This is a genomic window from Paenibacillus sp. FSL H7-0714 (assembly GCF_038003765.1).
Classification (GTDB): domain Bacteria; phylum Bacillota; class Bacilli; order Paenibacillales; family Paenibacillaceae; genus Paenibacillus_AQ.
In genome coordinates this window covers 4,370,238-4,383,997 of record NZ_JBBOPT010000001.1, presented here as the reverse complement: position 1 = coordinate 4,383,997, position 13,760 = coordinate 4,370,238, and the positions used below count along the sequence as shown (strand labels likewise).

The window sequence follows — 13,760 nt, the reverse complement described above, 5'->3', positions numbered from 1 at the left end:
TCATTCATGACCATGTTGACCCCTACCTCAGTATTTTCATTGTCGCAGGAAGCCTTAGCGTTCATTGAGCAGAAGTTTCAGGCCAAGAAGCAGCTCGCCAGATCACGTGAGCAGCAGCTATTCCATGTATTCGAGCACGAGCTAACGGCAGAAGAAGCTTGGGCATTAAAGCTACTCTTCGCGTATATGCCAGCCAATGACTTGGCGGATTATAACGGGGAGCTTTTCTTCAATCATGTAAGAACGATGCTGCAGATTCGCCGCGATATGCCATGGCAAGTACCTGATCATTTATTTTTACATTTCGTGCTACCGTATCGAGTGAATACTGAGAACATTGAAGAGCATCGCCATATTATTTATGAACAGTTAGCGGAACGAACACGTAATCTTCCCATGAAGGAAGCGATTCTAGAGGCCAATTACTGGTGCCACGAAGTGGCGACGTACATTGGGAGCGATCTGCGGACGATTTCACCATTAACGATGATGCGAAATGCACGCGGTCGTTGTGGGGAAGAATCTACGCTAGCTGTAGCAGCGCTTCGTAGTATCGGGATCCCTGCACGTCAAGTGTATACCCCGCGTTGGGCGCATTGTGACGATAACCACGCATGGGTGGAGGCATGGGCTGATGGTGAATGGTATTTCATTGGGGCTTGTGAGCCGGAAGCGCGTCATAATCAAGGATGGTTTGGCCCACCAGCGCGCCGAGCCATGCTCATTAACACACGTATTTTCGCGAATTATGAAGGACCCGAAGATATTACACTCGCAGATGAATGGTTTACTGAAATTAATGTACTAGAAAATTATGCGCCTACGAAGACAATTACGGTACATGTAAAAGATGCATGCGGACAGCCCGTGCACGCTGCAGAGGTGCAATTCCAGTTATATAACATGGCGGAATTTTACCCAATTGCCAGCATTCCGTCTAATGCACAGGGGGAAGCTTCGTTCAAGACAGGTCTTGGTGACCTCATCATTCGTGCAGCGAAGGACGGCATTTGGGGAGAAATGAAAATATCCATGGCTGATTGTGAGCACATTGAGCTTGTATTGAATCAAGAGGATCAGCCACTTGTAGGAACGATCGTTGACTATGATATGGTTCCACCACCAGCGCGTGAAGGCGAGGTCATGGAGGACTTGTCCGAGGCACGGATAGAGCGACACAATAAGCGTTTGGAGGAAGGAATCGCGATTCGTGCACATTATGAAGCGACGTTCTTGAATGAAGAAGCTGCGAGGAAGCTCGGAGAATCGCTTGATCTATCAGCGGATCGAGTATGGAACGTACTTCAGACAGCACGTGGCAATAGTGCTGAGATCGCAGCTTATCTAAGTAAAGCAACACCTCTATATGGAGAATGGGCATTACGATTATTGGAGTGTGTTCATGACAAGGAGCTCATCGATACATTCCTTCCAACCCTTATAGATCATGTGGCTGGTGCGCTTGCTGTACGTGGTGAGCTCACGGAGGACGTCTTCATTCCCTACATTTTGTGTCCTCGCGTTCATTACGAGATGATTACACCGTATCGTACATTTTTCCAACAAGCCTTCACTTCAGAAGAAGTGGAATTGTTCCGTGAGGACCCAACGAAGCTTGTTCAATTCATCGATGAAGCGTGGGATATATGGAATGATCTACCGAATTTGCAAGGGAAGGGTACTGCTGTTGGAACTTTCGAACTGCGTGTAGGAGATCGTAGCTCTCTCGATATTATGTTCGTATCTATATGTCGTAGCCTAGGCATTCCAGCGCGACTGCATCCCATTGAGGCTAAGCCGCAATTTATGGTGAATGGTCATTTTGTGGATGCCCCATTTACGAAAGGTATAGTTGGAAATGAGGCAGCAGTAGCGAACGGAACTCTAATTATTCTTCGTGATCAGGATGCAGCGTCAGACCAGCCAGCGGCTGCATACTATGAGAATTTTACGATCGCTCGTCTGGAGAACGGTTTTTATAAAACGTTAAGCTACCCGCACGGCGCCAATAACCTGTATGATACGCCCCTTGAGATGGAGCAGGGAGCATATCGTCTGACGACGGGGATTCGCTTGAAGGATGGAACCGTGCTGACCAAGCTCACCTATTTTGAAATGACAGAAGTCGAAGAGACGAAGCTGGTTATGAAGTATCGTCAAGCTACGCAGGACATTCCCGTGTATGGCAAGGTAGATCGATTCGAGAAGCTAGCTACATGGGATGGATCGGAGCAGATCTTCGCTGAGTTTCTGGGCAGTCAAGGCGCCTATGTCGCATGGCTGGAACCGGAACGGGAACCTTCGAAGCATCTGCTTCGCGAGCTGTCGGAGTTGAAGCATGAGTTCGATATGATAGATGCTCCTATCATTCTTGTGGTGGGTGACAAGCAATGGACAACTTCATTTCAACCAGCCGATTATCCGAATCTTCCAGCAAGGACATTATTTGTACGTGATTCAACGTATCATCTATTACCTGAATTGTTTACAGTGGCCCAATCGAGTGAAGCGGGCTTCCCACATCTGATGATTCTAGATCGTGATGATCAGATTCGTTATATGTCTTCGGGATATAAGATTGCAGCCAGTAAGGAAGCGATGCAAATTTTATCGAGGATGTGAAAGGATGGATCAACAAATGATTGTAGCAGGCTACGTGAGTGATTCCAAATTACCTGAGCTAACGCGCGACCACGTGATGAAGCTGACGCATATGAACGTTGCATTCGGTTATGTGTTGGATGATCAGATTACAACGGCACATTTGCAATATACGAACCAGTTGCACGAGATTAAAGCGATGAATCCGAACGTACAGCTGCTGCTCTCTGTTGGCGGATGGGGAAATGGGGGCTTCTCCGAGGCGGCATCTACCGAAGAAGGACGTCAGAAATTCGCAGCTTCGGCTGTACGAGTAGTAACAGAACTTCCATTCGATGGTGTCGATCTGGACTGGGAATATCCCTGCTACAGTGAAGCCAATATTGCCTCGTCACCGGATGATAAACGTCATTTTACGCTGCTGTTGAAGACCATTCGAGAAGCGTTAGATATGAAAGGTGCAGCTGAGGGCAGGCATTACTTGCTTACGATCGCTGCAGGAGCAGATCAATATTATATCGATGGTACAGAGATGGATCAAGTACAACAATATTTAGATTTTGTTCAATTGATGACCTACGATATGCGTGGAGGATTCCAGATTCTAACGGGACATCACACCAATCTGTACAATTCAACGGGAGATTTGTTCCGAATTAGTACAGAAGCATCCGTCAATATGTTCATGCAGGCAGGTGTACCCCGAGAGAAAATCGTCATTGGCGTAGCATTCTATTCCCGGATGTGGAAGCAGGTGCCGAACAGGAATGATGGATTTCTACAAATGGCGGGTACAACAGGAGGTTATGGTCCGGAATATACAGAACTTCTAGCCTATTATATCGACAAGAATGGGTTCACACGTCATTGGGATGATGAGGCCAAAGCGCCACATTTATTTAATGGAGATACGTTTATTTCCTATGATGACGTGGAATCGATCACACATAAATGTGAATATGTCCAACGTGAAAAGCTTGCGGGTGCGATGTTCTGGGAGTACAGCTGCGACAAGACACATACACTGCTGGATGCGATGTATGCAGGCCTATCGAGAGACTGAAATGATGCGCCCCATTCAATTAGTTAACAAACATGATTTCCTAGTCAACAAACGTTAGATTACGAATAAATAGACTTTTAATGCGCTTTATTATCATTTACAGTATGGGGGAAAGGTTGGACTCAATCGTTGAGGACAGGCCGTAGACTACATTCAAAGACGTGGGAGGAGTTTAGGAAATGAGCAAAATTATTGGTGAGGCACTACCAAATATGCCGTGGCAGGATAAGCCGAGTGGCTATAATGCCCCAGTGTGGCGGTATACTCAAAATCCGATTATTCAGCGTGATGCACAAGTGAACTCGAACAGTATTTTTAATTCTGCGGTGATTCCGTTCGAAGGTGGATTTGCAGGGGTGTTCCGCTGTGACTCTAGATCCGTAAGTATGGATATATTCGCTGGCTTTAGTCAGGACGGGCTACATTGGGAAATTAATGAGCAACCGCTCCAATTCGAAGGTGACGAATATATAACGAAGCGGGAATATCGCTACGATCCGCGCGTGTGCAAAATCGAGGATAAATATTATATTTCATGGTGTAACGGGTATCATGGACCAACGATTGGTCTTGCTTATACGTATGATTTCAAAACATTTCATCAATTGGAAAACGCTTTCTTGCCATATAACCGTAATGGAGTGCTCTTCCCACGCTTAATAAATGGCAAGTATGCCATGATAAGCCGTCCAAGTGATACAGGCCATACGCCATTTGGAGATATTTTCTTTAGTGAGAGTCCAGATCTAACGTATTGGGGTAAACATCGTTATGTGATGGGGACGATTAATTCAGATGCATCCGCATGGCAATCGAAGAAAATTGGTCCAGGGCCGGTTCCGATTGAAACCGATCGTGGTTGGTTGTTGATCTATCATGGTGTCATTAATACATGTAACGGGTTCGTATATCGTATGGGCGCGGCATTATTAGATCTACACGAACCATGGAAGGTGCTCGCACGATCACGGAATTACATTCTTGGACCAGAAACATTGTATGAGTGTGTAGGAGATGTACCGAATGTCACTTTCCCTTGTGCCGCATTGTCAGATAGCGAGACAGGTCGCATTGCCATTTACTATGGTTGTGCCGATACCGTAACAGGCGTGGCATTTACAACAGTGGATGAGCTGCTGGACTATATGGATAAGTATCCGCTGTAACGACATCATCAGATGCAATGACAGAATTTCAATTGTAGAGGAGCTTATCAATGGAACAGTTTAGATTACCCAAAATTACGATGCCATCCTTAAACTTGCCACAATCGATTCAAGAAGTTCTACAAGAAGCAGAAGAGAAGCTTGCGCATCGACCGAAGCTACTTCAGCTATTTAAGAACTGCTTCCCGAATACCTTGGAAACGACGACGAAATTAAAAGAGGATGGAACGACTTTTGTCATCACAGGAGATATTCCAGCCTGTTGGTTACGGGATTCGGTAGAGCAGGTCATTCATTATGTACCGTTTGCCAAAGAGGACGAAGATCTTCAACGCATTCTTAAAGGCTTAGTAAAGCGTCATATACAGTACATCCATATTGATCCTTACGCGAATGCATTTAATGAATCTGCGAATGATTGGCATTGGAATACTACGGATATAACAGATATGTCCCCTTGGGTATGGGAGCGTAAATTTGAAATTGACTCCTTATGTTTCTCGATGCGGCTTGCTTATGCGCTATGGAAGGAAACAGGGATTACAGATATATTCGATGCTGGGTTCAAATCGGCTATGCGTATCATGTATAACTTGTTCATCACAGAACAGCGTCACTTTGAAGAATCGCCATATCGCTTCACTCGAAATAACGGTATTCCTGAGGATTCCTTACGAAATAAAGGTCTTGGAATGCCTGTCAACTATACAGGAATGGTGTGGTCAGGCTTCCGCTCAAGCGATGATGTATGCGAATTCCACTACAACATTCCAGGAAATATGTTCGCGGTGGTTACACTTCGCCAAATGCAGGAATTTGCGGAGTGGGTATTCCGTGATATGGAATTTTTGCAAGAGTTGAAGGATTTAGAAGCAGATATCGATCATGGGATCAAAACATACGGTATTTATCGTCATCCGCAATTCGGACCGATTTATGCCTTCGAGACGGATGGTTATGGTAACCACTGTCTCATGGATGATGCGGGAACGCCGGGATTGATTTCGATTCCTTACTTGGGCTACTGCACAACGGAGGATGAAATCTATCAGAACACGAGAAGATTTGTGTTATCCAAGGAAAACCCTTATTACTTTGAAGGTAAAGTAGCAAAAGGTATTGGTAGTCCACATACACCGGCAGGATATGTCTGGCATTTGTCATTATCTATGCAAGGGCTCACAGCAACGACAGCGGAAGAGAAGCTAGCGATGATCGAGTTACTGGAGAAGACGGATGCGGATACAGGCTATATGCATGAAGGCTTCCATTCCGACGATCCAACGATTTTCACAAGAAAATGGTTTGCTTGGTCGAATAGCTTGTTCTCTCAACTCGTGTACAAGGCGATGCAGGAAGGTATCTTGTAGTGAAAGGGGGAGCAATGGCATGACGAAGAAAAGAACGGCACATATCGTTTCCCATTCGCACTGGGATCGTGAATGGTATTTACCCTATGAGAAGCATCATGTTCGTCTCGTTCAATTGGTAGATAGTTTGCTAGATCGGTTGGACGAGGAGTCAGAATTTCGTAGCTTTTTCATGGATGGGCAGACGATCATTCTCGAGGATTATCTTCAAGTTAGACCGGATCAGAAGGAGCGGCTGTTGCGTCATATTCAAAATGGTCGAATCCTTATTGGTCCATGGTATATATTGCAGGATGCGTTCCTCACCAGTAGTGAAGCCAATGTAAGAAATATGCAGATCGGTCATCAAGATGCACTGAAGTATGGGGAAGTATCCAAAATTGGATACTTTCCTGATACCTTCGGGTTGTGTGGACAGACACCACAGCTGATGCAGCAGTCAGGTATTCAGAACGCCTTCTTCGGTCGTGGTGTGAAGCCGACGGGCTTCAACAATGAGGTATCGGATGGAGATTATGAATCGTCTTACTCCGAATTGATCTGGGAAGGCCCAGATGGCTCCAAGGTACTCGGTATTCTATTTGCGAATTGGTACTCGAATGGAAATGAAGTCCCAGTAGATCCGGTAGAAGCCAAGGCATATTGGGATCGAAAGCTAGCGGATGCGGAGAAATATGCATCGACGAGCGAGCTACTGTATATGAACGGCTGTGATCATCAGCCAGCTCAGCTGGACTTGCCGGAAGCCATTCGGACAGCACGCGAGCTCTATCCCGATACGGAGTTTATTCACTCCAATTTTAACGATTATTTGAATGCACTGCATCGTTCACTAGATTGTGAATTATCAACCGTCCAAGGGGAGCTTAGAAGTCAGCGAACAGATGGATGGGGAACATTAGTGAATACGGCTTCCTCCCGTATATATTTGAAGCAAATGAATCAGCAGGGTCAGACTTTGCTTGAGAAAGTTGCTGAGCCGTTATCTGCTTATGCTCATCAGTTGGGACATGCGTATCCACATCACTTATTCACTTATGCATGGAAGACGCTCATGCAGAATCATCCGCATGATAGTATTTGTGGCTGTAGTGTGGATGAGGTACATCGTGAGATGGTAACGCGATTCGACAAGAGCCGTCACGTTACAGAATCTATTGTACAGAACAGTATGGAGACGATCGCAAATCATGTGGATACATCATGCTTCGCCGAATACGGGGATCACGCATGTCCATTCATTGTGTTTAATACGACAGGCCATGACCGCAGTGGGGTAGTTACGGTGGAGCTGGATATTGCTCGTATCTATTTCCGGGAAGGCGAAACGATCGAGAAGATGCGTAATCAGATGACATCGCACGAGATTCATCCTCATCGCGTGATTGATCATGGTGGGCGTCAGCTAGAATATCAGCTAACCGATCTGGGGCTCCACTTCGGTTATGACTTGCCTGATGATAAATTTCGTCAGCCGTATTTCTCACGACGTGTTCGATTAGAGCTTCATGTCGAAGCAGTTCCTGCAAATGGTCATCAAGTTTATGCCTGGATGAAGGATGTAGTAGAGAGACCACATTCTGAAATAAAGGAAAGCTCGCTACTTCATGAACGGACGCTAGAGAATGAGTTTATTGCTGCACGGATTGAAGATAATGGCTCGATCACATTAACGGATAAGGCAAATGGTAAAGTATATCGCGGTCTCGGTATTTATGAGAATAGCGGCGATATCGGAAATGAATACATGTATTGTCAGCCGAAGAATACGAACGTATTGACGACAGAAGCGCTTATAGCTGATATTTCTATCGTATCCGATCAGCCATACGCATGTACGGTACAAATCGTTCATGATTGGGACATTCCAGTAAGTGCGGATGAATTGCTCGCAGCAGAGCAGCAAGGCATCGTGTGGTTCCCGAGTCGTCAGGCTGGACGTTCAGCCGAAACCGTGAAGCTCCATATAACAACGACTGTAACGCTTGAGAAATATAGTAAGGGACTTCAAGTGAAGAGCTCCTTCAATAATCAAGCGAAGGATCATCGCATCAGAATGCTGTTCCCAACGGATCTCGTCAGCGATGTGCATCAGGCGGATTCGATGTTTGAGATCGCAACACGAAGCACAGAACCTTCGAGTGAGTGGACGAACCCAGACAATAGTCAACATCAGCAAGCGTTCGTTAGTGTGAAGGACGACGTGACGGGCTTAACCATCGCTAATAAAGGGTTAAATGAATACGAAGTGTTACGTGATGGACGGAATACGATTGCCGTTACATTGCTACGCTGCACAGGTGAGCTTGGAGATTGGGGCGTCTTCTACACACCAGAAGCACAATGTCTAGGTCCTGCTCAGGCGGAGCTCATGATTATTCCACATGGTTCTGCGGTAGCTGAAGAAGCGTATGCGCTTGCCTATCAATATCAAATACCATGGATGACTGTATCGACAGATATTCATAATGGTAGTCTTCAGCCGAAACATCAATGGTTGCAGGCGAGTGGAAATGACATGCAGCTCTCTTCCGTGAAGGTAGCTGAAGCAACGGGTGATCTTGCGATTCGTTGGTTCAACATGACCACTTCACCAACGACTTTAGCCTTCGAACCTCGTATGAACTATAGTCAGGCGTATAAAAGTAATATACTCGAATCACATGAGGAAGCGCTTACGGCCGATTCAAACGCTGTCATCCAGCTTGAAGTAAAGGCGGCCGAGATCGTAACTGTTGTTCTTAATAAATCGATATGAGCATCAAGTAGAGGAGAATAAAAGATGACTAACACAAAACCTTGGAAAATTTATGCAATTCATCATTCCCATACCGATATCGGCTACACAGAGCGTCAGGAGAAGATCCAACAATATCATGTAGACTTTATCCGGCAGGTGCTTCACATTTTGCGTGAAATTCAATCCGGTCGTCGACCTGAATGGGAGGGGTTTAAGTGGGTATGTGAAACGTTTTGGCCTATCGAAACCTTCCTGAGTCGGGCAACGGAGCAAGAAAAGGAAGAGTTCGTAGCCGGAGTTAAGCGTGGTGATATCGGCTTGTCCGGTACGTACTTGAATATGACGGAATTAATCGGCAAAGATTTGTTCACATCGATGATTGCCCGTGTACGAGATTTTGGATATTCCATTGAAGCTCCAATTACATCAGCGATGACTGCAGACATTAACGGCTTCAGCTGGGGGTATGGTCAGGCATTGTTAGATGCCGGTATTCATAATTTATCTACCTGCATTCATACCCATCACGGAATGTTTCCTTGCTGGAAGAAGCAGCAGCCTTTCTGGTGGGAAATGCCTTCCGGTGATCGCTTGCTGACCTGGAGTGGGGAGCATTATGTATTCGGTAATGATCTGGGGCTTGTACCTGGTATGGGCGGGAAATATACGATCAAAGATGAATTTGATATGAGTCATGGCGCTACATTCGAGATTGCTGAACAGCGTATACTTCGCTACATTGAGCGTTTGCAAGAGGATGGCTATGCCTTTAACTTCTTCCCGGCTATGTTCTCAGGGCTACCAACGGATAACAATCCACCGAATGCGGAAACGATGACCTTCATTCGTCAATGGAATGCGAAGCACGGCGAAAATATTGAGATTCAGATGGCAACTTTAGATGATTTCTTCGATGAAGTTCGTGCTCATGCACAGCAGCATGCGGAAGATATTCCTGTGTATCGTGGAGATTGGCCAGACTGGTGGACGGATGGCGTAGGTTCAACACCGAAGCATGTACAAGTATTCCGTGAAGCACAACGTGTATATCAAAAGGTTAGAAGGCTGGATCCGAACTGTGAAATCGTTACATCGGAGACGATGAAGGAGATGGAATATCAGTTAACGATGTTTGCTGAGCATACATGGGGCTATCATTCATCCATTTCCGAGCCTTGGAATCCGTTCGTTCAGGAATTAGGCTTGCGGAAAGAAGCTTTTGCTGCCAATGCAAGTACGATTGCGCATCGTGCGTTGTATGACATTCTTGAGGCGAAGGGCGATGCATTACTTGCTCCTGGGCGCCCTATGAAGTTTAAAATTCATAATCCATATCATTTCGTACAAGAAGATTATGCGCATCTCATTCTCGAAGGATGGTATCACGATGAGATCAAGAATGGCTTCGAGGTGCGTGATATTACGACGAATGAGGTCATTCCAGCACAGCTTCGTCTGGCATCTCGAGGTGTGATCGTAACGATTCCGGTAACATTGCAGCCAAGTGAAGAGAGAGTACTTCAGATCCTCGCCGTGAAACCAAGTATCGGAACCGCTTTTATGAACGATTATTTAGCATCCGATCGCGTGATGGATCTGGATGTTACGCATGATGTGAAGAATTTCCGCATGACATCTTCCTATGTAGAAACTCCATTTGTACACATCACGTGGAAAAAGGGCGAAGGGATCACCTCGTGGGTCGATAAAACGACAGGAAAAGAGCTACTTCGAGCTGATCGCCAGCACGCAGCTTTTACGCCAGTCTATGATGTTACACCTGCAACGAAGGTTGGAGAAATGACCGAGGTGCGTCGTCTGATGGGCCGTAATCGGAAGGGACCGGATGCGATCGTTTCAACGGGCGAGTTAATTAGTGCGGAGCTCATTACGCAAGGTCCGGTGTATGGCATTATTCAATTGACCTATAAGGTGGATGGCTGTGAGCATTATTCCTTGTTCTTAACAGTATACGCGGATCGTCCACGTGTGGATGTGGCCGTACGTATGCATAAAGAGAGCGTATGGAAGCCTGAAAACTTATATGTTTCACTTCCTTTTGGTGGCTCATTATCAACGGATAAGTATGACTTATGGGTGGATAAGATGGATGCGTTGACACGGATGCGGAAGGATCAACTACCAGGCAGCTTAGCAGATTACACAGCGGTTGGAGAAGGAGCTGTATATGTTTCCGAATCGCAAGGCGTTGTGATCGCGATGCCAGATACGCCATTAATTCAGCTAGGTTCGCTAGAACATGGGTATCGATTGCTTAACGGTGATGAGAAGCTAGAGCAGGATCCAGCTCATTTGTACGCTTGGGTGATGAATAACTATTGGGAAACTAATTTCTCTGCGACATTGGGTGGTTTCTATGAATTTAGATATTTCATCACTTGGGGCGAGAACTATAGCAAACCGGATGCTTCCATGGATGCATGCCGTGGAATGAATGCTGGCATTCTAGCTTGGCGTCAACACTAGCTCAACAAAACTGGAGGTATATATCGAATGAAATATAAAAACCCTTCGTTATCTATTGCTGAGCGTGTTGCAGATTTGTTGGCCCAAATGACGCTGGAGGAGAAGCTTGGACAGCTTCTCCAGCCTTTTGGCTGGAAGACATATGTAAAAGGCGACGGAGATGTTCAGCTCACGGATACATTTAAAGACGCAATTGCGAATGGTGGAGTCGGTTCACTATATGGTGTGCTTCGAGCAGATCCATGGACAGAGGTTACACTTGAAACAGGCTTGTCCCTGCGTGAAGGGGCCGAGGTTACTAATCTTATTCAGCGATATGCAATGGAGCATACGCGACTGGGCATTCCAATTCTATTTGGTGAGGAATGCTCCCATGGACATATGGCCATAGGGAACACGGTGTTCCCTGTACCACTGACCATAGGAAGTAGCTGGAATACAGAGTTGTTCCGACAGGTTTGTCAAGCTGTAGCGGTAGAGACTCGTGCACAAGGGGGAGCAGCTACCTATTCTCCTGTATTGGACGTGACACGTGATCCGCGATGGGGGCGGACAGAGGAATGCTTTGGTGAAGATCCTTATTTGATTAGTGAAATGGCAATAGCTGCGGTGAAAGGGTTGCAAGGGGATTCGTTAAATACGGATCATACCATTCTTGCAACCTTGAAGCATTTTGTAGCTTATGGTAGTCCAGATGGTGGGCGTAATGCGGATACCGTACGTATGGGCATGCGTGAGCTGATGGAGAAGGATTTACTTCCTTTTCAGCGTGCGGTTGCGGCAGGAGCCAAATCCATTATGACGGCCTATAACGAAATTGATGGGGTACCTTGTACGTCTAGTAAAGAGCTGTTGACGCATATTTTACGTGACAAGTGGGGCTTTGACGGCTTCGTCATCACGGATTGTGGAGCGATGAGCCAGCTCAGACATGGTCATCAAATCTGTGAGACGGAAGAGGAAGCGGCCAGCCTAGCATTGAAAGCGGGCGTAGATATGGAGATGTCCGGTGAGACCTTTGGCCAATATCTACAATCTGCTCTTGATCAGCAATTGATCGCGGTGTCAGATCTAGATCTTGCGGTGGAGCGAATCTTGCGCTTGAAATTTGAATTAGGATTATTCGAACGTCCTTATGTGAATCCAGCGTTGGCAGAGCAGGTTATTGGTCAATCCTCTCATCGAGAATTGGCTCGGCAAGCTGCACGCGAAGGCATTGTGTTACTGAAGAATAAGGAACAGGCATTACCGTTATCTCCATCCCGTGGCAAGATCGCCGTGATTGGACCGAACGCGAACAATATGTATAACCAGTTAGGCGATTATACGTCACCGCAGGAGCGGGAGCAGATTGTTACCGTGTTGGATGGCGTTCGCGCGAAGTGTTCAGGCTTTAGTGAGGTTGTGTATGCACCAGGCTGTCGAGTGAAGGACCCATCTCGGGAAGGATTCGAAGCGGCGATCGCAGCTGCGGCTTCAGCAGAGACAATTATTGCTGTTGTAGGCGGATCGAGTGCACGTGATTTTGGAGAAGGTACGATTGATTTGAAGACTGGGGCTGCGGTCATTACCGATACGTTTATGCTAAGTGATATGGATTGTGGAGAAGGCTTTGATCGTGCCCAACTGAATTTATGTGGAGTACAGCTCGAGCTGTTGCAGGAGCTTCACAGTTTAGGCAAGAAGCTGATTGTTGTGTATATCAATGGTCGCCCAATTGTTGAGCCATGGATTGATGAGCATGCTGATGCGATTGTGGAGGCATGGTACCCAGGGCAAGAGGGCGGTCATGCGATTGCGGATATCCTGTTTGGTGACTACAACCCATCAGGAAGATTAACGCTATCCATTCCGAAGCATCTGGGACAATTACCTGTGTACTATAATAAGAAGCGTTCGCGTGGGCATCGATATTTAGAGACGGATTTCCATCCGCAGTATGTATTTGGGTATGGGCTTAGCTACACGAGCTTTCACTATGACAATATACAATTGAATCAACCAAGTATTTCTGTTGATGGTACGTGTACGGTTTCAGTGGATGTGATGAATACGGGTGATATGGCTGGACACGAGGTCGTGCAATTGTACATCAAGGACTGTGTTAGTTCGATATCACGCCCGGATAAGGAGCTGAAGGGCTTTTGTAAAATTTATTTGGAGCCTGGGGAGAAGCGTACCGTTCACTTTACTATTTCATCACAGGAGCTGCAATTTGTCTCAGCAGATTTAACGTGGATCGTCGAGCCGGGTCGATTTGAACTTTATACGGGCTCGAATGTAGAGCAAACATTGTCCATCGATTTACAGGTTGTACAATGAGTGCGATGAAG

7 protein-coding genes are annotated in these 13,760 nt (G+C 46.2%); all 7 read left to right on the top strand.

Annotated features, from left to right (window positions below):
* Positions 1-6: 6 nt before the first annotated feature.
* The 7 genes from NST34_RS19535 (at position 7) to NST34_RS19505 (ending at position 13,749) form a co-directional block, all read left to right on the top strand.
* Entirely contained in the window at positions 7-2,622 is a 2,616-nt protein-coding gene (locus tag NST34_RS19535; protein WP_341128606.1) for a transglutaminase domain-containing protein, read from the top strand.
* A gap of 4 nt (positions 2,623-2,626) precedes the next feature.
* Positions 2,627-3,664 (top strand): glycoside hydrolase family 18 protein, encoded by a 1,038-nt coding sequence (locus NST34_RS19530; protein WP_076286252.1) that lies wholly within the window; start codon positions 2,627-2,629, stop codon positions 3,662-3,664.
* A gap of 179 nt (positions 3,665-3,843) precedes the next feature.
* Entirely contained in the window at positions 3,844-4,830 is a 987-nt protein-coding gene (locus tag NST34_RS19525; protein ID WP_340970775.1) for a glycoside hydrolase family 130 protein, read from the top strand.
* A gap of 50 nt (positions 4,831-4,880) precedes the next feature.
* Positions 4,881-6,200 (top strand): glycoside hydrolase family 125 protein, encoded by a 1,320-nt coding sequence (locus NST34_RS19520; protein WP_076286250.1) that lies wholly within the window; start codon positions 4,881-4,883, stop codon positions 6,198-6,200.
* Between the two features lie 19 nt (positions 6,201-6,219).
* Positions 6,220-8,958, top strand: a complete 2,739-nt coding sequence (locus NST34_RS19515; RefSeq protein ID WP_340970773.1) for an alpha-mannosidase — start codon at positions 6,220-6,222, stop codon at positions 8,956-8,958.
* A 24-nt stretch (positions 8,959-8,982) separates the two neighbouring features.
* Positions 8,983-11,427 carry a glycoside hydrolase family 38 N-terminal domain-containing protein gene (locus NST34_RS19510; protein WP_341128605.1) on the top strand — a complete coding sequence of 815 codons (2,445 nt, stop codon included), beginning with the start codon at positions 8,983-8,985 and terminating at the stop codon, positions 11,425-11,427.
* Positions 11,428-11,454: 27 nt separating this feature from the next.
* Entirely contained in the window at positions 11,455-13,749 is a 2,295-nt protein-coding gene (locus NST34_RS19505; protein WP_341128604.1) for a glycoside hydrolase family 3 N-terminal domain-containing protein, read from the top strand.
* Positions 13,750-13,760: the final 11 nt, after the last annotated feature.

Excerpts from the sequence above, each read along its gene's own strand:
- NST34_RS19505 (WP_341128604.1), top strand. The coding sequence starts at position 11,455 with ATGAAATATAAAAACCCTTCGTTATCTATTGCTGAGCGTGTTGCAGAT.
- NST34_RS19530 (WP_076286252.1), top strand. The coding sequence starts at position 2,627 with ATGGATCAACAAATGATTGTAGCAGGCTACGTGAGTGATTCCAAATTA.
- NST34_RS19520 (WP_076286250.1), top strand. The coding sequence starts at position 4,881 with ATGGAACAGTTTAGATTACCCAAAATTACGATGCCATCCTTAAACTTG.
- NST34_RS19535 (WP_341128606.1), top strand. The coding sequence starts at position 7 with ATGACCATGTTGACCCCTACCTCAGTATTTTCATTGTCGCAGGAAGCC.
- NST34_RS19525 (WP_340970775.1), top strand. The coding sequence starts at position 3,844 with ATGAGCAAAATTATTGGTGAGGCACTACCAAATATGCCGTGGCAGGAT.
- NST34_RS19515 (WP_340970773.1), top strand. The coding sequence starts at position 6,220 with ATGACGAAGAAAAGAACGGCACATATCGTTTCCCATTCGCACTGGGAT.
- NST34_RS19510 (WP_341128605.1), top strand. The coding sequence starts at position 8,983 with ATGACTAACACAAAACCTTGGAAAATTTATGCAATTCATCATTCCCAT.